Origin of the sequence: Xylanimonas ulmi (assembly GCF_004216535.1) — a bacterium.
Lineage (GTDB): Bacteria > Actinomycetota > Actinomycetes > Actinomycetales > Cellulomonadaceae > Xylanimonas > Xylanimonas ulmi.
Genome location: NZ_SGWX01000001.1, coordinates 1,234,148 through 1,254,341, shown reverse-complemented (window position 1 = coordinate 1,254,341; position 20,194 = coordinate 1,234,148). Strand labels below are relative to the sequence as shown.

Annotated in this window: 20 protein-coding genes; 5 read left to right on the top strand and 15 right to left on the bottom strand. The window is 73.0% G+C overall.

Annotation, left to right across the window (positions count from 1 at the left end; all coding sequences use genetic code 11):
- Nucleotides 1-110: 110 nt before the first annotated feature.
- Together EV386_RS18250 and EV386_RS05740 are read left to right on the top strand one after the other, a co-directional pair.
- On the top strand, nucleotides 111-398 hold the full coding sequence (locus EV386_RS18250; RefSeq protein ID WP_165399860.1) for a type II toxin-antitoxin system TacA family antitoxin: 288 nt from the start codon (nucleotides 111-113) through the stop codon (nucleotides 396-398).
- Between the two features lie 68 nt (nucleotides 399-466).
- Nucleotides 467-877 (top strand): GNAT family N-acetyltransferase, encoded by a 411-nt coding sequence (locus EV386_RS05740; RefSeq protein WP_130413146.1) that lies wholly within the window; start codon nucleotides 467-469, stop codon nucleotides 875-877.
- Here the strand turns inward: EV386_RS05740 and EV386_RS05735 are convergent.
- From EV386_RS05735 to EV386_RS05710, 6 genes are all read right to left on the bottom strand, one after another.
- Nucleotides 874-1,752 (bottom strand): NUDIX domain-containing protein, encoded by an 879-nt coding sequence (locus EV386_RS05735; protein ID WP_130413144.1) that lies wholly within the window; start codon nucleotides 1,750-1,752, stop codon nucleotides 874-876. The genes EV386_RS05740 and EV386_RS05735 overlap by 4 nt on opposite strands.
- Nucleotides 1,753-1,796: 44 nt before the next feature.
- The gene (locus EV386_RS05730; protein ID WP_130413142.1) at nucleotides 1,797-3,206 is read right to left on the bottom strand and encodes a type II toxin-antitoxin system HipA family toxin; all 1,410 of its coding nucleotides are present in this window, start codon (nucleotides 3,204-3,206) and stop codon (nucleotides 1,797-1,799) included.
- Nucleotides 3,193-3,447 carry a helix-turn-helix domain-containing protein gene (locus EV386_RS05725; protein WP_130413140.1) on the bottom strand — a complete coding sequence of 85 codons (255 nt, stop codon included), beginning with the start codon at nucleotides 3,445-3,447 and terminating at the stop codon, nucleotides 3,193-3,195. The genes EV386_RS05730 and EV386_RS05725 overlap by 14 nt, the downstream gene beginning before the upstream one ends.
- Before the next feature lie 115 nt (nucleotides 3,448-3,562).
- Nucleotides 3,563-5,926: an ATP-binding cassette domain-containing protein gene (locus EV386_RS05720; RefSeq protein ID WP_130413138.1), complete on the bottom strand. Its 2,364-nt coding sequence runs from the start codon at nucleotides 5,924-5,926 to the stop codon at nucleotides 3,563-3,565.
- 109 nt (nucleotides 5,927-6,035) lie between these two features.
- Nucleotides 6,036-6,458: a VOC family protein gene (locus EV386_RS05715; RefSeq protein WP_130413136.1), complete on the bottom strand. Its 423-nt coding sequence runs from the start codon at nucleotides 6,456-6,458 to the stop codon at nucleotides 6,036-6,038.
- A gap of 5 nt (nucleotides 6,459-6,463) precedes the next feature.
- A complete protein-coding gene (locus EV386_RS05710) occupies nucleotides 6,464-6,907 on the bottom strand; it encodes a helix-turn-helix transcriptional regulator (protein ID WP_242607841.1) in 444 nt (147 codons plus the stop codon).
- 156 nt (nucleotides 6,908-7,063) lie between these two features.
- Between EV386_RS05710 and EV386_RS05705 the strand changes: the two genes are divergently transcribed.
- On the top strand, nucleotides 7,064-7,858 hold the full coding sequence (locus EV386_RS05705; protein ID WP_130413134.1) for an alpha/beta fold hydrolase: 795 nt from the start codon (nucleotides 7,064-7,066) through the stop codon (nucleotides 7,856-7,858).
- 79 nt (nucleotides 7,859-7,937) lie between these two features.
- Here the strand turns inward: EV386_RS05705 and argG are convergent, their stop codons facing one another.
- The 3 genes from argG to EV386_RS05690 all read right to left on the bottom strand — a co-directional run bounded on the left by argG (nucleotide 7,938) and on the right by EV386_RS05690 (nucleotide 10,691).
- On the bottom strand, nucleotides 7,938-9,386 hold the full coding sequence (gene argG, locus EV386_RS05700; RefSeq protein ID WP_130413132.1) for an argininosuccinate synthase: 1,449 nt from the start codon (nucleotides 9,384-9,386) through the stop codon (nucleotides 7,938-7,940).
- A gap of 87 nt (nucleotides 9,387-9,473) precedes the next feature.
- On the bottom strand, nucleotides 9,474-9,842 hold the full coding sequence (locus EV386_RS05695) for a hypothetical protein (RefSeq protein ID WP_130413130.1): 369 nt from the start codon (nucleotides 9,840-9,842) through the stop codon (nucleotides 9,474-9,476).
- A gap of 54 nt (nucleotides 9,843-9,896) precedes the next feature.
- Nucleotides 9,897-10,691, bottom strand: coding sequence for a DNA alkylation repair protein (locus tag EV386_RS05690; RefSeq protein WP_207216479.1), 795 nt, complete (start codon nucleotides 10,689-10,691; stop codon nucleotides 9,897-9,899).
- A gap of 165 nt (nucleotides 10,692-10,856) precedes the next feature.
- Here EV386_RS05690 and ald point away from each other — a divergent pair, with 165 nt between their 5' ends.
- Nucleotides 10,857-11,963, top strand: a complete 1,107-nt coding sequence (gene ald, locus EV386_RS05685) for an alanine dehydrogenase (RefSeq protein ID WP_130413128.1) — start codon at nucleotides 10,857-10,859, stop codon at nucleotides 11,961-11,963.
- Nucleotides 11,964-12,037: 74 nt separating this feature from the next.
- On the opposite strand, the gene EV386_RS05680 is transcribed toward ald, so the two are convergent.
- A complete protein-coding gene (locus EV386_RS05680) occupies nucleotides 12,038-12,670 on the bottom strand; it encodes an FMN reductase (RefSeq protein ID WP_130413126.1) in 633 nt (210 codons plus the stop codon).
- 11 nt (nucleotides 12,671-12,681) lie between these two features.
- Entirely contained in the window at nucleotides 12,682-13,881 is a 1,200-nt protein-coding gene (locus EV386_RS05675) for an LLM class flavin-dependent oxidoreductase (RefSeq protein WP_130413124.1), read from the bottom strand.
- A gap of 345 nt (nucleotides 13,882-14,226) precedes the next feature.
- Between EV386_RS05675 and EV386_RS05670 the strand changes: the two genes are divergently transcribed.
- On the top strand, nucleotides 14,227-14,571 hold the full coding sequence (locus EV386_RS05670) for an RNA polymerase-binding protein RbpA (RefSeq protein ID WP_130413122.1): 345 nt from the start codon (nucleotides 14,227-14,229) through the stop codon (nucleotides 14,569-14,571).
- Between the two features lie 126 nt (nucleotides 14,572-14,697).
- On the opposite strand, the gene lnt is transcribed toward EV386_RS05670, so the two are convergent.
- From lnt to EV386_RS05650, 4 genes are all read right to left on the bottom strand, one after another.
- Entirely contained in the window at nucleotides 14,698-16,398 is a 1,701-nt protein-coding gene (lnt, locus tag EV386_RS05665; protein WP_130413120.1) for an apolipoprotein N-acyltransferase, read from the bottom strand.
- A gap of 52 nt (nucleotides 16,399-16,450) precedes the next feature.
- A complete protein-coding gene (locus EV386_RS05660; protein ID WP_130413118.1) occupies nucleotides 16,451-18,115 on the bottom strand; it encodes an amidohydrolase in 1,665 nt (554 codons plus the stop codon).
- Nucleotides 18,116-18,253: 138 nt separating this feature from the next.
- The gene (locus EV386_RS05655) at nucleotides 18,254-19,042 is read right to left on the bottom strand and encodes an RNA polymerase sigma factor (RefSeq protein ID WP_165399859.1); all 789 of its coding nucleotides are present in this window, start codon (nucleotides 19,040-19,042) and stop codon (nucleotides 18,254-18,256) included.
- A 429-nt stretch (nucleotides 19,043-19,471) separates the two neighbouring features.
- Nucleotides 19,472-20,185, bottom strand: coding sequence for an esterase/lipase family protein (locus tag EV386_RS05650; RefSeq protein WP_130413114.1), 714 nt, complete (start codon nucleotides 20,183-20,185; stop codon nucleotides 19,472-19,474).
- Nucleotides 20,186-20,194 lie beyond the last annotated feature (9 nt).

The following is a 20,194-nucleotide window of genomic DNA, read 5'->3' as shown; positions in this document are numbered from 1 at the left end:
TGAGCTGCCGCAGCAACGCCGAACCCCGAGGCCCTGGCCGCTTGCCATCCGACTTGAGGCGCATGCCCCGAGCGCTCGACGTGTACGGAAAGCGTCCGTACACTGGCGTCATGTCCACGACAGCAGAGGCCCCCCGCGAGGCTCGCTTCGACCTGCGCATGAGCCGTGAGGCCAGGGCGCTGCTCGACGAGGCCGCCGCGATCAACGGCGTCAGTCTCACCGACTACGTGTTGTCCAAGGTCGTTCCCGCCGCGCGGCACGACCTGCTCGAAGCGCGCACGATCCGCCTGGGCCGTCAGGCGTGGGACGAGTTCGTCGCGATCCTCGACAAGCCCGACGACGAGCGCCTGGCCGCGCTGCGCACACACGCCGCCGCATGGGGTCAGCGGCGCGCATGACCCCAGGCAGGCCTCGAGCGCTTCATGACCGCGACCGGGTCGAAGAGTTCGACTGCGGCAACGAGACCATGAACGCCTGGCTCGCCACCCGCGCACTGCGCAACGAGAGGTCCGGCGACTCACGCACCTTCGTCACCATCGACGAGGACACCGGCCAGATCGCCGGGTACTACTCGCTGGCCGCGTGGGCCGTCTCGCACGCCGAGGCTGGCGGCGGATGGCTCAAGCGCAACGCACCCGATCCGATCTCAGTGGTCCTCCTGGGGCGCCTGGCCACCTCGCTCGACGCCCGCAGGCTCGGCGTCGGACGAGACCTGCTCGCCGACGCCCTGTCGAACGCCACTATCGCCGCGCAGGTCATCGGCGCACGCGCGCTCGTCGCCGAAGCCATCGACACCCGCGCGGCGCAGTGGTACGCGAAGCAAGGCCTCACGCGCTCCACCATCCGATCCGACCTCTGCTACGCCCGCCTGGTCTAGCGCGTGTCGTCGTGGAGCGCCGCGGCGAGGCGGGCGGCTCCCACCGGGTAGAGCGGTGGGTCGTCCGCCAGGACCCTCTCAATCGGGTGCCAGCCGACAAAGGAGTCCGCGTCCCGGACGGGCAGGGCACCGTCGAGCGGAAGGGCGTCGAGCTGCGGCGACGCCACTGCGAAGATGTGCACGACCTCGTGACCCGGCTCCCCCACGATCTCGAACAGGTTCTCCGTGACGTCGAGCAGCCGCACGTGCGTGACCGCGACGCCCAGCTCCTCGTGGAACTCGCGAACGACCGCGTCTGCCGCTCGCTCCCCGAACGCGATCCCGCCGCCGATCGCGCGCAGGAAGCGGTGATGGCCGTCGATCCGCGGGTACTCCTCGGCGAGCACGTGTCCGTCGCGGACGACGAGCCCGACGGCCACGTTGCGGATCGGGCGCGCGGCCCCGGCGTTGTTCTGGGCGGCCAGCGCGCGCTTGACCATCCGCGTGGTGAACGGCGCCATCGGGTCACGCGTGAGCGCCTGGTCGAGCGGCGTCCACTCCGCGTGGTCGGTGCTGCCTGCCTCCTCGTCCCGCACGTCTCCACCGATCACGGTGACCGGATAGACGACGCGCACCGTGTGCAGGCGGGTCCCCTCCCCGGGCAGGTCGACGACGTCGCTCAGGACCCAGGGGTCCATGCCCACGGCGACGCGCAGGCCCGTCTCCTCGGCGACCTCACGTCGCACGGTGTCGCGAGGATCCTCGCCGTGCTCGACGCCGCCGCCGGGCAGGCACCACAGGCCAGGCGTGCTCGAACGGCCGCTCGCCCGTGTGAGCAGCACCGAGCCCTGGCGCACCGCGACCCCGTAGGCCGCGACGCGCTGCGCGTCGCGCATCGCACTCCCCCGTCCCGTCTCCTGAGCCCTGGTGACCGACCGGACTACACGCTGCGCGCCCGCCGGCCGGGACGCGACCGCCAGTGTCCCTCGACGCGACGACCGTCGCGCTCGTGCGCGGGAATCCAGACGGCGTCACCCGGTCGGTCGGCGGCGCTCGCGGCCTGACGCTGCCCGAGCGCCCGCAGCACGTCCGCGCAGCGCGCGGCGGCGCCGTCGACGAACTGCCGCGCGGTCGCGGCGTCGATGAGGCGCCGGTGCTGCGCGACGACGTCGCGCACGGCGTCGGGGAACGCGCTCGCGTACTGCGCGGCGACGTCCGCCAGCCACTCGGGCTCGACGCCGAGGTCCTGGGCGGCGCGCGCGACGTGCCTGGTGCCGACGCCGCGCAGACGGTACTCCCCGCCCAGCCGCATGGCGAGCCTGCCGCGGTGCCAGACCTCCTCGGGCGGCCACAGGAGCGCGGCGCTGACCAGGTCGTACTGCGGTGCGAGCACGGTGCGGGCGCCGACGTGCAGCAGCGCGAGGTTCTTGGCGTGCGCGTCGGTGCCGGCCACGACCCAGTTGAGGATGACGGCGCGGGCGAGGTCGTCGCGCGAGGCGGCCAGGTCGCGCGGGTCGGCGGCGCGTGCGACGGCATCGGCGATGACGCGCACGCCGGGTCCGCCGTCGGCCTCGTACTTGGCTGCGCGCCACAGGCCCAGCGCCTGGCACAGGTCCTCCTGGTGCAGGCGCCGCACCCGCCCGTCCGCCCCGGCCAGCCGGTCGAACCGCTCGACGACGACGGCGGGTTGGTCCTCGAACCAGGCGGCCTCGACGCGGGCGACGGCGAGGCCGAGCGCGCGGGCGGCGCGCATGGTGACGAGCTCGGCGGCGTCGGAGTGGTCGAGCCCGCCGACGCCGATCTTGAGGATGTGGGTGCTGGGGGTGCGGCCGGTGGGCTGGGTCCACGCGCCGTCGACGTCGCGGGCGAGGGCGAACTTGCCCTGCTGGCCGCCGAGCGAGAAGCGTCCCCCGTGGCTCTCGAACGCCCACGCGCTGTCGTCGCGGCGCAGCTCGCGCAGGTGGGCCGCGATCTGGGCGTCAGTCAGCGGCTGCGCTCCGGCGTCGTCGGCGGGCGCGGAGCCTTCGGGCAGGATCTGCACGGCGCCGGCGCAGTCGGCGCCCATGTGGCGCAGCAGGGCGAACGCGGTGGGCCGCCGCTCGCCGAAGCGGGCGGCCCACCGCGCGCGGACGGTGTCGCTGTCGGGCAGCAGGTTGTCGATCCACGGCTCGACGACCTGCGGGCCGTGGTGGGTCGCGTGGCGCGGCATGCTGACCGACAGCGACGGCGCGACGCGCAGCTCCTGGAAGGCCGCGGCGTAGGCGAACGACACCGCGCCGCCACGCGCGCGCTCCAGGGAGCCGGCGTGCCTGCCGTCGAGCCATACGTCGAGGCGGTCACCCACGGGCACGGCCCAGGACGGTCTCGATCGCGTCGTCAGGCTCGTCGGGCACGACGTCGACGACGAGCCCGACGGCGCGCAGCACGTCGAGCGTGAGGTCGAGCCGTGCCGTCGGCGCGCCGGCCTCGGCGGCGACGACCCACTGACGCGAGACGCGCGCGGTCGCGGCGACCTGCGCCTGGGTCAGGCCGCGCTCCTTGCGCGCCCGGCGCAGCAGGGCGCCGAGCTGTTCGGCGTTGGTGACGATCACCGCTCTCCCCCGGGCTCCGGATGATGTCTGCGGTCGCTGACATCGGGACGAATGTCAACGCTAAGTGACATTCCTTCCGATGTCAACGATCAGTGACATCAGCGCTCGGCCCTGATCACGCCCCGACGTACTGCGCCAGGTGCTCCCCCGTGAGCGTCGAGCGCGCCGCGACCAGGTCGGCGGGCGTGCCCTCGAACACCACGCGTCCGCCGTCGTGCCCGGCGCCGGGCCCCAGGTCGATGATCCAGTCGGCGTGCGCCATGACGGCCTGGTGGTGCTCGATGACGATGACCGACCGCCCCGAGTCCACGAGCCGGTCGAGCAGGCGCAGCAGGTTCTCGACGTCGGCCAGGTGCAGGCCCGTCGTCGGCTCGTCCAGGACGTACACGCCACCCCTCTCAGCCATCTGCGCGGCGAGCTTGATGCGCTGGCGCTCCCCGCCGGACAGCGTCGTCAGCGGCTGGCCGAGGGTCACATACCCGAGCCCCACGCCCGCGAGCCGGTCGAGGATGGCGTGCGCGGCCGGCAGCGGCGCCGGGCCGTCCTTGGCGAAGAACGCCTCCGCCTGCGCGACGGGCAGCTCAAGCACCTCGGCGATGTCCTTGCCGCCCAGCCTGTACTCCAGCACCGAGGCCATGAACCGGCGCCCGCCGCAGTCCTCGCACGGCGTGGAGACCGTCTCCATGAAGCCCAGCTCGGTGTAGATGACGCCGTTGCCCTTGCACGTGGGGCACGCGCCCTCGGAGTTCGCGCTGAACAGCGCCGGCTTGACGCCGTTGGCCTTGGCGAACGCCTTGCGGATCGGCTCGAGCAGGCCGGTGTAGGTCGCCGGGTTGGAGCGCCGCGACCCGCCGATGGCGCCCTGGTCGATGACGACGACGCCGTCACGGCCCGCGACCGACCCGTGGATGAGCGAGCTCTTGCCCGAGCCCGCCACGCCCGTGACGACGGTCAGCACGCCGAGCGGCACGTCGACGTCCACGCCGCGCAGGTTGTTGGCCGACGCGCCGCGGACCTCGATGGCGCCGCGCGGGGCGCGCACCGCGTCCTTGAGGCGGGCGCGATCGTCCAGATGACGGCCCGTCAGGGTGTCTGAGGCGCGCAGCCCCTCGACGGTGCCCTCGAAGCACACCTGCCCGCCGCCCGTCCCGGCGCCGGGGCCCATGTCGACCACGTGGTCGGCGATCGCGATCGTCTCGGGCTTGTGCTCGACGACCAGCACCGTGTTGCCCTTGTCGCGCAGCCGCGTCAGCAGCCCGTTCATGCGCTGGATGTCGTGCGGGTGCAGGCCGATGGTGGGCTCGTCGAACACGTAGGTGACGTCGGTCAGCGCCGAGCCGAGGTGGCGCAGCAACTTGATGCGCTGCGCCTCTCCTCCGCTCAGTGACCCGGAGGGGCGGTCGAGCGAGAGGTACCCGAGGCCCAGCTCGACGAAGGCGGACAGTGTGCCGCGCAGCGCCTCCAGGAGCGGGCCGGCGTTCGGCGCGTCGAGCCCGTCGACCCATGCGGCCAGGTCCGAGACCTGCATCCGGGCGACGTCCGCGATCGACTTGCCGTCGATGCGGCACTCGCGCGGTCCGGCCGACAGGCGTGTGCCCTCGCACTCGGGGCACGTGCCGAACGTCGCCGCCCGCTCCACGAACGCCCGGATGTGGGGTTGGAGCTGGTCGGGGTCCTTGGAGAACATCGACTTGCGCAGCTTGGGGATCAGACCCTCGTAGGTCATGTTGATCCCGGCGATCTTGACCTTGGTGGCCGCCTTGTACAGCAGGTCGTCGCGCTCGCGGGCGGTGAACTCGCGCACGGGCTTGTCCGGGTCGAAGAACCCCGACTCCGCGAAGCCCTTGACCATCCAGCCTTCGGGTGTGTAGCCGGGCGCCTGGATGGCGCCGCCGTACAGGGAGCGCTCCTCGTCGACGATGGCTGACAGGTCGAGGTCAGAGACCTGCCCGCGCCCCTCGCATCGCGGGCACATCCCGCCGAGGTAGACCCTGGCGCGCACCGCCGTCTTCTCGACGCGCCCGCCCTTCTCGACCGCGGACATGCCCGAGACCGTCGAGGTGGGGACGTTGAACGAGAACGCGGTGGGTGGGCCGACGTACGGCTCGCCGAGCTTGGAGTAGAGCACACGAAGGATGGCGTGCGCGTCGGTGACGGTCCCGACGGTCGAGCGCGGGTTGGCGCCCAGCCGCTCCTGGTCGACGACGATCGCCGTCGTCAGCCCCTCCAGTACGTCGACGTCGGGGCGCGCGAGCGTCGGCATGAACCCCTGGAGGAACGCGCTGTAGGTCTCGTTGATCAGGCGGCGCGACTCGGCCGCGACCGTGTCGAACACCAGCGAGCTCTTGCCCGACCCGGACACCCCGGTGAAGACCGTCAGCCGCCGTTTCGGCAGGTCGACGCTCACGTCCTGGAGGTTGTTCTCGCGCGCTCCCTGGACGCGGATGACGTCGTGACCGTCAGCCGAGATGGCACTCATCGCACTCCTCGTGGCTTCGTGTGGCGTGGTGGCGGTTCAACCTAACCGCGGGGCGCCGCTGGCGCCCACCGCCGCGCGGCGCCCTGCGTGCGAGGAGCGAGGGGCTGGCTCAGGGCCGCGGACGGTCGACCTGGTTGAGGCGCACGTGGTTGCCGGCCGGGTCCCGGAACGCCGCGTCACGCACGCCGTAGGGCTGGTCGGTGGGCTCCTGCACGACCTCGGCGCCCGTCGCCGCGACAGCCTCGAACGTCGCGTCGAGGTCGGGTGTGGCCAGCACGATCGTGGCGAACGTGCCCTTGGCCATCATCTCGACGATGGTGCGGCGCTCGTCCGCCGTGACGCCCGGGTCGGCGAACGGTGGGTGCAGCACGATCGCGGTGTCCGGCTGGCCCTTGGGACCGACCGTGACCCAGCGCATCGTGCCCTGCCCGACGTCGAGGCGGACCTCGAAGCCGAGCGCGTCACGGTAGAAGGCCAGCGAGGCCTCGGGGTCGGTGTGCGGCAGGAAACTGGAGTGAATGGTGATGTCCATGCCCGTCAACGTAGGACGGCAGCGGTGGGCCTCGCTTCTCGATTCCTGACCGGTCGCGTCGCGCGCTTGACCACGCACGAGGGCAACCCTGCGGCGTGCCCGCGTGCCTCGCGCCGGTAGACGCTCGGCGCCATGCCCACGAGCTCGGCGAATCGCGTGCTGAAGGTGCCCAACGAGGAGAATCCGACCGCGAAGCACACCTCCGTCACCGACAGGTCGCTGCCGCGCAGCATCGCCATCGCCCGCTCGACCCTGCGGGTCATCAGGTAGCTGTACGGCGACTCCCCGTAGGCGGCCTTGAACTGGCGGCTCAGATGCCCCGCCGACAGATGCACGCCGCGGGCCAGCGCCGCGACGTCGAGCGGTTGGGCGTACTCCCGGTCCATGCGGTCACGCACACGCCGCAGCAGCGCGAGCTCGCGCAGACGGTCCTCGCTCCGATCGGCCACGCTCTGATCCTGACACGCCCACCCCCACCAGTCCCCCCGGCGGTTGAGCCTGTCGAAACCACGGGCTCCCTGTGGTTGAGTCGCCCCGGTGGTTGAGCCTGTCGAAACCACCGGCTCCGCATGACGCCGGTCACATCCGGACCTAGCGTGGGCACCATGCTGCTCGCGCACGACGACGCCCGCCCCGCCGGCGAAGCCGCCCCCGCCGTCGTCCTGCTGCACGCAGGCGTCGCCGACCGGCGCATGTGGGAGCACATCGCTGGGCACCTCGCGCACACCTTCCGCGTGGTGCGGCCCGATCTGCGCGGGTTCGGCGACACCCCCCTACCCCCGCAGGAGTACGCCGACGCCGACGACGTCGCCGCGCTGCTCGACCACCTCGGCATCGCCGAGGCCGCCGTCGTCGGGTCCTCGTTCGGCGGGCGCGTCGCGCTGGAGCTGGCCGCACGCCATCCCGCGCGTGTGCGCCAACTGGTGCTCCTCAACCCCGGGTTGCGCGGCGTCGAGCCGACGCAGGACGCCCAGGCCTTTGATGCCGCCGAGAGCGCGCTGCTGGAGGCGGGCGACATCGAGGGCGCGGTGCGGCTCAACATCGCGACCTGGCTCGGCCCCGACGCGGCGCTGTCGACGCGTGAGGCGCTCGCCGCCATGCTGCGCCACGCGCTCGAGGTGCAGGCCGAGGCCGAGGGCGCCCTGTCCGAGCACGGGCCGCGGCAGGTGCTGGTCGACGTTGACCTCATGCGGATCGTCGTGCCGACGCTGGTCGTCTCTGGCGCACACGATCTGGACCACTACCGCCAGGTCGCCGCGCGCGTCGCGGCGTCGGCGCCCGGCGCCGAGCACACCGAGCTGGCGTGGGCAGCACACCTGCCGGCGCTCGAGCGCCCCGACGCCGTCGTGTCGCTGCTGTTGGACACGTTGCGCGACGACCCCGGGGTGCACGCGCCCTGACCTGGTGGTTGAGCGTGTCGAAACCACCGCCGGGTCGCGGTGAGTGGTTTCGACAGGCTCAACCAACGCCGGCGGGTGGTCAGTCGGTGCCGAACTCCATGGCCGCGGCGTCCAGGAGCTGCTCGCCCTCGGGCGCCTGGCCGCGTGAGGCGATCGCCTGGGCGCCGCCCTCCTCCAGCTCGAGCTCGCCCAGCAGCGGCGTCGTCTCACCGGCGCCGATGAGCGCGGCGTGCGCGCCGCCCACCAGGCCGAGGGCGGCGTACTGCTCGAGCTTGGCGCGCGAGTCGGCGATGTCGAGGTTGCGCATGGTGAGCTGCCCGATGCGGTCGGTGGGCCCGAACGCCGAGTCGGCGACGCGCTCCATCGACAGCTTGTCGGGGTGGTAGCTGAACGCGGGACCTGAGGTGTCGAGGATCGAGTAGTCCTCGCCGCGGCGCAGGCGCAGCGTGACCTCGCCGGTCACGGCCGTGCCGACCCACCGCTGCAGCGACTCGCGCAGCATGAGCGACTGCGGGTCGAGCCAGCGCCCCTCATACATGAGGCGGCCCAGGCGCCGGCCCTCGTTGTGGTAGTTGGCGAGCGTGTCCTCGTTGTGGATCGCGTTGACCAGGCGCTCGTAGGCGATGAACAGCAGCGCCATGCCCGGGGCCTCGTAGATGCCGCGCGATTTGGCCTCGATGATGCGGTTCTCGATCTGGTCGCTCATGCCCAGGCCGTGGCGCCCGCCGATGGCGTTGGCCTCCAGCACCAGGTCGACGGCGGTCGCGAACGTCTGGCCGTTGAGGGTGACCGGGCGGCCCTGCTCGAACCCGATCGTGACGGTCTCGGGGGCGATCTCGACCGACTCGTCCCAGAACCGCACACCCATGATGGGCTCGACCGTCTCCAGGCCGGTGTCGAGCTGCTCGAGGGTCTTGGCCTCGTGCGTGGCGCCCCAGATGTTCGCGTCGGTCGAGTACGCCTTCTCGGTCGAGTCGCGGTAGGGCAGGTCGTGCGCCGCGAGCCACTCGCTCATCTCTTTGCGCCCGCCGAGCTCGGTGACGAACTGGGCGTCGAGCCACGGCTTGTAGATGCGCAGGTTTGGGTTGGCCAGCAGGCCGTAGCGGTAGAACCGCTCGATGTCGTTGCCCTTGTAGGTGGAGCCGTCGCCCCAGATCTGCACGTCGTCCTCAAGCATGGCGCGCACCAGCAGCGTGCCGGTCACGGCCCGGCCCAGCGGCGTGGTGTTGAAGTAGGAGCGGCCGCCCGAGCGGATGTGGAACGCGCCGCACGTCAGAGCCGCCAGGCCCTCCTCGACGAGCGCCGCGCGGCAGTCGACCAGACGCGCCCCCTCGGCGCCGTACGCCGAGGCGCGGCCGGGCACCGAGGCGATGTCGGGCTCGTCGTACTGACCGATGTCGGCGGTGTAGGTGAACGGGATCGCCCCGTTCTCGCGCATCCACGCGACGGCGACAGAGGTGTCGAGACCACCCGAGAACGCGATGCCGACGCGCTCGCCGGCCGGAAGTGACGTGAGAACCTTGGACACAGAAAGAGTATGCATGGCGCTGCATAGTCATGCAAACCGCGGTCAGGCTGTCGCTGCTCGACCCAGCCCCCACGCCACGGTCCTGTGTCAGCTCGTCGTCTCGCGAGCGCCGGCCCAGCGCCAGGATCTCTTCGGCCTCATGACGCCACGCTTGGCGCCGGCAGGCGGCGAGTACTCACCAAGGCGCTCTCGGGTGAAGTGTGCGAGCGGCAAGTCGGGCGGGGTGGGGAACTCGTGATCGATGGTAGTCAGATCACAGATTCCCAGTGTCGCGAAACCATCCTGCTCTGATGTGTAGCTGGGCAAGGGACCGAGTACGGGTCGGTACGTGCCTCGCGCCGACGCGCGCCAGGCGCCCCATGCCCACGCCGAGTCCGCGAACACCGCATGCGCGACGACGTATCTGTCCGCTCCGGCGCGGACAAGCGACGACGTCTCGATGACGATCATCTCCATGACGTCTCCCTTGAGGTCTGAAGCGGTGGGTCGCCATTTTTCACCCTACTGCGGTCACAGTGCGCGCAGCCGCACCCGCTCGGCCGGGTCAAGGTGCTCGGACGCGTAGGAGAGCGCTGTGCGCGCCATGGCCGGTGCGTTCTCGTCGAGGAACGCGAGCAGAGTCGCGGCGTCGACGCGCTTGCCGACCTCGCGCAGCATCCAGCCCACCGCCTTGTGGATCAAGTCCTCGCGATCGTCGAGCAGCCGCCGCGCATAGCGCAACGTCGGACCAGCGTCACCCGCCTTGATGAACGCGAACGTCGCGAGCATCGCCACGCGCCGCTCCCACAGGGACGGCGACGCCGCCAGCGGGTCGAGCACCGCGGCGACGCCGTGCGCAGGCGGGCCGAGCAGCCAGTCCCCCACGAGCCACTCCGCCGACGCGTCGACCAGGTCCCAGTTGTTGACCCGCCCGCCACGGACCTGCGCGAGGTAGCGGGCGTGCAGCGCGTCACGCTCGGCGTCGTCGCGTGTGCGCGGCGCGGTCGCGCGGCGATAGCGCTCGACGAGCACGAGCAGGCCCGCCAGACGGTGCTCATGCACCGGGCTGGCCAACAGCGCACTCGCCTCGGTGCCCGGCATCCCGACCGCCCGTCGCACCAGAGCCCGCGTGACGGGCACGCGGACGCCCACGAAGACGTCCCCCTCCCCGTACTGCCCGGGGCCGGTCCGGAAGAACCGGCCCGCGCCGGCCGCGGCCTCGGGCGAGCCCGCCGCGTCGATCGCGGCGGCCAGCGCGTCCGCCGTGAGCAGGACGGCCGTCGCGTCAACGCGGCCCCGCGCGCCGCTCGATGCTCCGTCGGCCACCTCAGCCCACTCCCTCTGCGCCCGCGCCACCGTGCTGCGAGCATGGTCTCTCAGCACGGGGACCCGCGGCAACGGCGTCGGCCGCAGCCCCTCGCATCGGCGAGACGGCCCGCGGATCGACGCCCCGGACCGCGGCGGCCACAGCGCCGTCGCACAGGAGGCACGATGCACGTCGCCGTACCGAAGGAAGTCAAGAACCACGAGTACCGCGTCGCGGTGACGCCCGCCGGTGCGCACGAGCTGGTCAGCCACGGCCACACCGTCCACGTCGAGGCCGGCGCCGGCGTGGGCTCCGCCATCCCCGACGAGGAGTACGCGGCCGCCGGCGCTGTCATCGAGCCCGACGCCACGGCCACCTGGGCCGCGGGCGACCTGATCCTCAAGGTCAAGGAGCCGGTGCCCACCGAGTACGGCCACCTGCGCGCCGGGCAGGTGCTGTTCACCTACCTGCACCTGGCCGCCGACCGCACACTCACGCTCGCGCTGCTCGAACGCGACGTCACCGCCGTCGCCTACGAGACCGTGCAGACGCCCGACGGCGGCCTGCCGCTGCTGGCCCCCATGTCCGAGGTCGCCGGACGGCTCGCCCCGCAGGTCGGCTCGGCCGCACTGCTCAAGGCCGCAGGCGGGCGCGGCACCCTGCTCGGCGGAGTGCCCGGCGTCTCCCCCGCCCACGTCGTCATCATCGGCGCCGGCGTCTCCGGGATGAACGCCGCACGCGTCGCGACCGGCATGGGCGCGCGCGTCACACTGCTCGACCGCAGCATGCGGGCGCTCGCGGCCGCCGACGACGTCTTCCTCGGGCGCGTCCAGACGCTCGCGTCCAGCGCGTGGGAGGTCGAGCGGGCCGTGCTCGACGCCGACCTGGTGATCGGCGCCGTGCTGGTCGCCGGCGCCAAGGCGCCCGTCTTGGTGTCCAACGACCTGGTCTCGCGGATGCGGCCCGGATCGGCGCTCGTCGACATCTCGATCGACCAGGGCGGCTGCTTCGAGGACTCGCGCCCGACGACGCACGCCGAGCCCACCTATCGGGTGCACGACTCGACGTTCTACGCGGTCGCCAACATGCCCGGCGCGGTGCCCCACACCTCGACCCGTGCGCTGACGAACGTGACGCTGCCGTACGCCGTCGAGCTCGCGAACCTCGGCTGGCAGGAGGCGCTGCGCGCCGACGCGACCCTCGCCAAGGGGCTCAACACGCACGCCGGGGCGGTCACGCACCCGGGCGTCGCACAGGCGCACGGGCTGGCGCTCGCGGACATCGGTCTGTAGCGCGCCAAGGGCCGCCGTCGCGTGACGGCGGCCCCTGAGGCGTCGGTCAGGGCGCCTCGATCAGGGCGCGCCGGTCAGGGCGCGACGCCGCCGTCCGCGAGCAGGTCGGCGAAGCTCGGGGTCGACTCGAAGGGGTTCGAGCGTCCCCGCGGCTCACGCGCCGCCATGCGTTCCGCCAGCTCGCGCCCGGCCCGGAGGATGCGGTCCGGGAGCGGGTTGACCTGGTCGCCCTCGCCCGCCCAGTCGTCGGTCGCGGCGAACACGGCCGTCGGCAGGGCGTCGGCGCGCAGGTACGTGAACAGCGGTCGCACCGAGTAGTCGAGCGCGAGCGAGTGCCGCGGCGTCCCCCCGGTCGCGCCGAGCAGCACCGGCAGGCCGCGCAGGGCGTCCTTGTCGAGGATGTCGACGAACGACTTGAACAGGCCCGAGTAGGTCGTGGTGAACAGCGGCGTGACGGCGATGACGCCGTCGGCCGCCGCGAGGGTCTCGAGCGCCGCCGCGAGGTCCCCCGCGGGGAAGCCCGTCAGCATGGCGTCGACGACGGCGTGCGCGTGGTCGCGCAACTCGATCGACTCGACCCTGACGGGGTGGCCGGCCTGCTCGAGCGCGCGCGTCGCCGCCTCGGTGAGGCGGTCGGCGAGCAGCCGTGTCGAGGACGGGACCGACAGCCCCGCCGAGATGGTGACGAGCGTGCGACTCGTGCCCATGGAGTCAGGCCTCACAGACCGAAGGCGCGGCCGGCGGTCGGCTCGAGGTGCTGGGGGTCGCCCTCCTCGGCCCGCAGGCCGGTCCAGCGGTCCTCGGTGCCGCCGACGTGCCCGGCGCCGAGCTCTCCCGCGGCCAGCGCTGCGGCCACGCGCTCGGCGTGCGTCGGCGGGTTGAGGGGGACGTCGTCGGCGGGGCGCTTGGCCTCGGCGATGCGGCGCAGCTCGGGCACGATGTCCTGCGCCAGGAGGTCGATCTGCTCCAGCACGGTCTTGAGCGGAAGGCCGGCGTGGTCGACGAGGAAGAGTTGGCGCTGGTAGTAGCCGACCTCGTCGACGAACGCGCCGTAGCGGTCGATGACCTGCTGCGGCGAGCCGACCGTCAGCGGCGTCTCGCGCGTGAAGTCCTCCATCGAGGGGCCGTGCCCGTAGACGGGCGCCACGTCGAAGTAGGGACGGAACTCGTCGATCGCGTCCTGGGAGTTCTTGCGGACGAACACCTGACCGCCCAGGCCCACGATCGCCTGGTCGGCGCGGCCGTGGCCGTAGTGCTCGAAGCGCTGGCGGTAGAACGCGATCATCTGCTTGGTGTGGCTCATGGGCCAGAAGATGTTGTTGTGCAGGAACCCGTCGCCGTAGTAGGCGGCCTGCTCGGCGATCTCGGGGCTGCGGATCGAGCCGTGCCACACGAACGGGGGCACGCCGTCGAGCGGGCGCGGCGTCGAGGTGAAGCCCTGCAACGGGGTACGGAACTTGCCCTGCCAGTCGACGACGTCCTCGGTCCACAGACGGCGCAGCAGCGCGTAGTTCTCGATCGCCAGCGGAATGCCCTGGCGGATGTCCTTGCCGAACCACGGGTACACCGGGCCGGTGTTGCCGCGGCCCATCATGAGGTCCATCCGGCCCTCGCTGATGACCTGGAGCATCGCGTACTCCTCGGCCAGGCGCACCGGGTCGTTGGTCGTGATCAGGGTGGTCGCGGTCGACAGCGTGATGTTCTTGGTCACTCCGGCCAGGTAGCCGAGCATCGTCGTCGGGCTGGAGGCGACGAACGGCGGATTGTGGTGCTCGCCGGTCGCGAAGACGTCAAGGCCCGCCTCGTCGGCGTGCTTGGCGATGGTCAGCATGCTCCGGACGCGCTCGGTGTCGTCGGGCGTGTGTCCCGTGACGGGGTCCGTGGTCACGTCACTGACCGAGAAGATTCCGAACTGCACGGTGCTCAGCTCCCTGTTCGATGGGGGTTCATGCATTTGCATGTACTGGCCGGGTCAACCGGTGCCCTGCCGCGTTCATTCCCGCGGTCCAGTGTGCGTGTCGGCGTCGCGCAGAGCACACTTCCGGACGCCGTGGCGTGCGTTGAGTGTCGCCAAGCCCGCTCGGTTTGCGCTCAGGGTCAGGACCAGGGACCCTCGACACCGACCACGAACTGTGCCGTGTGGCGCGCATCTCATGAAACGTTGGAACACGGCGCCGCGTCACGACGTTGGACCTCTAGGCCCCCTTCGCGCCCGTTACCAGCGGGCCGCACCACCGGCACCCCGAAATCCCAGGAGGACGACATGCCCGACCGCTCCCTGCGAGGTATGAGCATCGGCGCCAAGAGCATGGAGTCGGACGAGGGCGTCGACTTCGCCCCCCGCTTCCAGGCCTACTACGACTGCCCCAACGGGCACACCATCATCCTGCCGTTCGCGACCGACGCCGAGGTCCCCCCCGTGTGGGAGTGCCGTTGCGGCGAGGAGGCGCTGTTGCGCGACGCTGAGCGGCCCGAGCCCAAGGCGACCAAGCCGCAGCGCACCCACTGGGACATGCTGCTGGAGCGGCGCACCGTCGCCGAGCTTGAGGAGCTGCTCGACGAGCGCCTTGAGCTGCTGCGCGCGGGCAAGCTGCGCCGCGGCGCCTGACGACTCGACGGCGGCGGCTGCCACGTTCCGCCGCACCTGACCGAAGGCCGGTCCCCGCAAGGGGCCGGCCTTCGTCGTGCGGGGGCCGGGGTCTCGACAGGCTCGACCGCCGGGGGTGGCGCGGCCTCAGGCCGCGCGGCGACGGCGCAGGCTCGTCGCCAGCCCCGCGAGGGTCAGCAGTCCGCCGCCGGCGCTGAGGGTCCACGCAGGCCAGTGCCCGGCCGCGACCGCCGGGGTCCAGGAGGTGCGCAGCGGCAGCTCGGCGGACAGGTGGTCGGCGGTGAACAGGCCCGTGCGGGCCACGAGCGTGCCGTCCGGCGCGACGACACCGCTGATCCCCACGGTCGAGATCTGCACCGTGGCGCGCCCGTTGGCGATGGCCTGCAGGCGCGTCATCTGCAGCTGCTGCGCTGACTGCGGGGTGACGCCGAAGGACGCGTTGTTGGTCGGCACGACGAGCACCTCCGCGCCGCGGCGCACGGCGTCGCGCAGGATGTCGTCGTAGGCGACCTCGAAGCAGATCGCCGTGCCGAGGCGCACGGTCCGTCCCAGGCGCGGGGACGGCAGTTCGATGATGGGAGGGTTCGTCGCGGCGAACATGTCCGTGGTGACCCGGTCGACCTGGTCGGTGAACAGCCGCGCGACCGATCGCATCGGGATGTACTCCGCGAATGGCGCGGGACGCTGCTTGGCGTACCGCGAGATCACACCCTGACCGTCCTGCCACAACAGCAGCACGTTGTAGCGCCCGCCCGTCTCGGGGAACTCCTGCGCGCCCACCAGGATGGGCGCCTCGACGCGCTCGCTCGCGGCGTCGAGGGCACGGGCGACGTCGCGGGCCACCTGTGGGTCCAGGTCGGAGCCGTTCTCGGGCCACAGCACGACGTCGACACCCGGCTCGGGCTCGTCGCGCGCCGCGCGGGTGTCGGTGTCGTCGGCGATGGCGCGGGTGCCGTCGAGGTGGTTGTTGAGCACCTCGGCGCGGTTGTAGAACGAGCCCAGGCCGGGCTCGCTCACGTTGCCCTGCACCGCCCCGACCCGCAGCACGCCCGCCTGCTGGGCGCCCGTGCCGGCGTCGACGAACACCGATCGGTCCGGCGCCTCGACGGCGCTGGTCGCCGGGGGGTTGGCGACGGCCTGCTCGTCGCCTGCGGTCGGTAGCGGAAGCCAGGTCGGCCCGACGACGCCCACCGCCGCGACGACGGCGCCCGCCGCGGCCGCCACCAGGTGCCCGCGGCGGGCGCGCGGATCGCGCGCGGCCGCCACCGCGCGGCCGACCGCGAGGGCCAGCAGCACGCCCGCGCCCGCGACCAGGAACGAGACGAGCGGCGTGCCGCCGAGCCACGCGGCGCGCCCCGTCGGCGCTGCGGCGACCGACCACGCCATTCGCCCCCACGGGAAGCCGCCGAACGGCACCTCCGAACGCCACTCCTCGACCGCGGTCCACAGCGTCGCGAACGCCAGCACGTGCGCCCACGCCCGGTCGCGCACCCACGGCAGCCGACGCGTCCACGTCCAGGCCGCGGAGAACACCGCGGGGCCGAGCGCCGCGAGCAGGCTCAACGCGAACCACGGGACCAGCGCCGTCGCGACATACGCCCAGTACAGGTGCGGCACGAAGAACACGAGCCCGGCGACCAGCCCGACCAGGAAGTTCCAGCCGGCGTGATCCCGACGCAGCGCCAGGTGGAGCAGGGCCACGGCGACCAGTCCGAGCGGCCACCACGCCAGGTCGGGGAACGCCGCCCACAGGGCCGCTCCCACCGGCACGGACAACAGCAGGGTGACGGGGCGTGAGGCCCAGAACGTGGCGGGGGGACGGGACACGCGGGCAGCGTACGCGACCCGGCTGGAGCCCCAGGCCCGCCGTCCGCGCGCCTCAGTCGAAGGTGTCGTAGATCGGGACGCCCGCGCGCACCGTCTGCAGGCACTGCGGCTGCGGCGCGTCGGGCGCCAGGTCCGGGAGCACCGGCTGCCCGGCGCGGGCCTCCGCACTCCACGAGGACAGGCCACGCCCCGAGGACCGCACGCCGTAGCTCTCGGCGCGCCACACGGCCAGGTGCGCCGGCGCCCCGACCGCCAGCTCCCCCGCGCCCGTGCCCTCCAGGCCCGCGAGCCGCCATCCGCCGCGCGTGTGCGCGCGGAACGCGGACCGGCCCGACAAGCGCTGCGACTCGTCGTCGTGCGAGACTGCGGCGCGCACCGCCGCCCACGGGTCCAGTGGCGTCACGGGCGCGTCCGACCCGAAGGCGAGCGGGATTCCGGCGCCGGCCAGGTCCGCGAACGGCGACATATTCGCCGCGCGCGCCCCGCCCAGTCGCGCGGCCCACAAGCCGTCGGGCCCACCCCACACGGCGTCCCACGCCGGCTGGATCGACAACGACACCCCGTGCAGCAGCAGCGACGCCAGCGCGGCGGCGTCCACGAACAGCGCGTGCTCAAGCCGGTGCCGGGCGGCGCGCACGGCGCCCGGCCCGTGCTCCTTGGCGGCCACCTCCAGCCCGAGCACGACCTGGTCCATCGCCCGGTCCCCGACGACGTGGAAGCCGCCCTGCACCCCGACCGCCGAGCACGCCGCCAGGTGGGCGCCGATCTCGTCGGCCGACAGGTACAGCAGACCGCGGCCGTCGTCGTCCAACCCGAGCCCGAGCGGACCACGCTGGTCGGCGTACGCGTGGCGCATCGCCGCTGTGCGGGAGGCGATCGAGCCGTCCACGTTGACGTCACCGCCGATGCCCGCGAGGAACGGCAGGGCGGCCAACAGCTCGCGCGCGTCGTCGGCGGACTCGACCAGCTCGCCGCGGTAGGCCACCACCTGCGGGGCGGGCATCTGGTCGGCGAGCGCGACCAGCTCACGCAATCCCTCACGCGTGTCGGTGTGCGGCGCCGACATCTCGTGCACTGCCACGACGCCCAGCGCCGCCGCGCGCTCCAGTGCCACCCGGTAGGCGCGCGTGCGACGCGCCGGCGACAGGTCCTGGGCGACGTCGCGAGCCCGGCGCAGCGCCTCCCCCATGACCAGGCCCGACGCGTCCCAACCCGGCAGCGCCTCCAGACCGGCGTTCGCGGCCATGCGGGTCGAGACGACGGCGTGGTGCACGTCGGCGTGCGTGGCGTAGACGGGGCGCCCGCCGGCCGCGGCGTCGAGCTCGGCGCGGGTGAGCGCGCTCGCCTCTGGCCACGCCTGCTCGTCCCACCCGAAGGCGAGCAGCACCTCGTCGCCGTCGGGGTCGGCCGCGTCGAGGCGGCGCGCCCCGGCCGCGATCGCGTCGAGCGCGGCGGCGCGAGTCGCGGCGCTGGCGGGCGACAGGTCGACGGACTCCAGGGCGAGCCCGGTCTCCAGCGTGTGCACGTGCGCGTCGACGAACCCTGGCGCGACCAGAGCGCCATCGAGGTCGATGACCCTGTCGGCGCGCGCGGCGAGGCCTGCGGCGGTGTCGTCCGCGCCGATCCACGCCACGACGCCGTCGTCGATCAGCATCGCCTCGGCGAACGGGTCCGCCGAGGAGTGGATCGCGCCGTTGCGGTACAAGGTCGATGTCACGTGCGAACCATAAGGCGTGATCAGCGCACATGCGACGTGCGAGGACACATCGTCGGACACCGGCGAGCCCGGCGCCGCGCGCCGGTGGGGGCGATCCGTGTCCGGCCGAGCCTCGGCGCCGGCTCGCGGATCGCGCTCTCAGGTGGGCGATCGACAGGCCGTGCGGGAACCGCCGGAAGACCGGGGGCGGCGCACGGAGCGGGCGAGCACACGCACCGAGACCGCGGACTTGCGGCACCGCGCGCACTGGCGCAGGTGCGCGGCGAGTCGGTCGCGGGTCGTGCGTCCCAGCACGTCCTCACGCTGCAGGCTGATCAACGCCCGCAGGGCCCACGCGCACCGCTCGTCCAGGTCGCCGTCGTCGAGCTGGACGCTGATCCACGCCCGCCGCAGGCTCTCGCGGGCCCGTGCGGCGAGCACGGCGACGCCATTGGCCGACATGCCCAGACGCGGTCCGAGCTCGCGCGGCGTCATGCCCTCGACGACCGTGTGCCACAGCACCGCGCGGTACCGGTCGGGCACCTTGTGGAAGGCCGCGGCGAGCAGCGACCTGTCGACGACGTCGTCGTCCGCCTTGCGCCCCTCCTCCCCGGAGAACGCGAGCTCTTCCAGGTCCATGGCGTCACCCGCCAGGTACGGCTGGGTGCGACGCGCCCTGGAGATCGCGAGATTGCGCACCGCCGCGATCAGGTAGGCGCGGAACGCGCTGTCGGGCCCCGCCCCGGACGCGATGGCGACGAAGACCCGGACCATGGCCTCCTGCGCCAGGTCGTCCGCGTCACCGCCCGCGCCGAAACGCACCGCCGCCGCCCGCGCCACATGCCAGTGCCGCTCGAAGAGGTCCGCGTAGGCTCTGCCCGACGGGTCCCCAGCGCGCACGATCGCGACGAGGTCCGCGTCGCTCGCAGGCGGGCTACCGTTCCTCAAGGGGACCACTCCGTCGTACCCAGGCGTATCTCACGGTTGCGCACCCAGGTCGTGAGCGGAACCCCCTTGCGTCACCGGCTCCATGGGACTTCGGTACCGGACTCACCACGGCCGAACGCACTAGGCCCCCGCGACGCCTCACCGGCCCATCCGCCATCGGCGTCCTGGGGCACGGACTCCCGCCAACCGCGCCACGGCGCGGCATCCCGACGCCTCCCCGCGGCGCGCGCCGCCCCGACAGCGCGAGGACACGGACCCTCCCGCGTCGTCACCCGTCGTCAACCGAGCGAAACAGGACTCTGGAGTCCCTGTGCGCCGACCACACCGCACAGCGTGCGTCCCTTCTCGAAACCGTCAAACCACCTTCGCCCTCGTAGACGCCTCACGGGGTGGGACCATGACGGTCGGTCGGAGCAATCCGCGTCGGCCTCAGCCCTCGGCGGCGCTCGCGGCCGCGATGCGGTCGACCTCGCGCACGACCGTGTCGATGAGCAGCGGGCGCCCGAGCGGACGGAAGTGGCCGGCGAGCGGCACGTCGAGGTTGCGGGCTCCGCGCAGCCGCGCGCGGCCGGGGATGTGCGGGTCGAACCAGGGGTAGAGGGCGACGATGCGCTCGTTGACCGACGTCTGCGCGGCGAGGTGGCGTAGGTCCGGGTTGCGCGGGTCGAATGCGCGCAGCGGCCGCCGGACGGCGTATCGGGCCAGCGCCGACCCGGCGAACGGCGTGGCGAACGCCACCATGCCGGCGATCCGGTCGCCCGCCGGTCCGAGCATGACGCTCTTGCCGATCAGTCCACCCTTGCTGTGCGCCACGATCACGACGTCGCGCAGGTCGGCCGCAGTGAGATAGGCGGCGACGACCTGCGCGGCCGCGGGCACGGGGCCGGCGTTGCGTCCCAGGGCCTCGACGGCGTGCACGCGATGGCCTCGCGCGGCCAGTCGGCCGGCCACGGGGCGTAGGAAGTCCCACGGCTCGTAGATCCCCGGCAGCAGCAGGACGGGCGCGCCCTGTCCGCCGCCGCGCGGCAGGCGGGGTGGGGTGAGCGCGTGGCGGACCTGTTGCCGGGCCGCGTAGGCGTAGTCGGCGGCCCACGCCGCCAGTCGCAGGCCGCGCGGCCGCGGTCGAGGTCGGCGGGTGCGCATGGGCCTGGC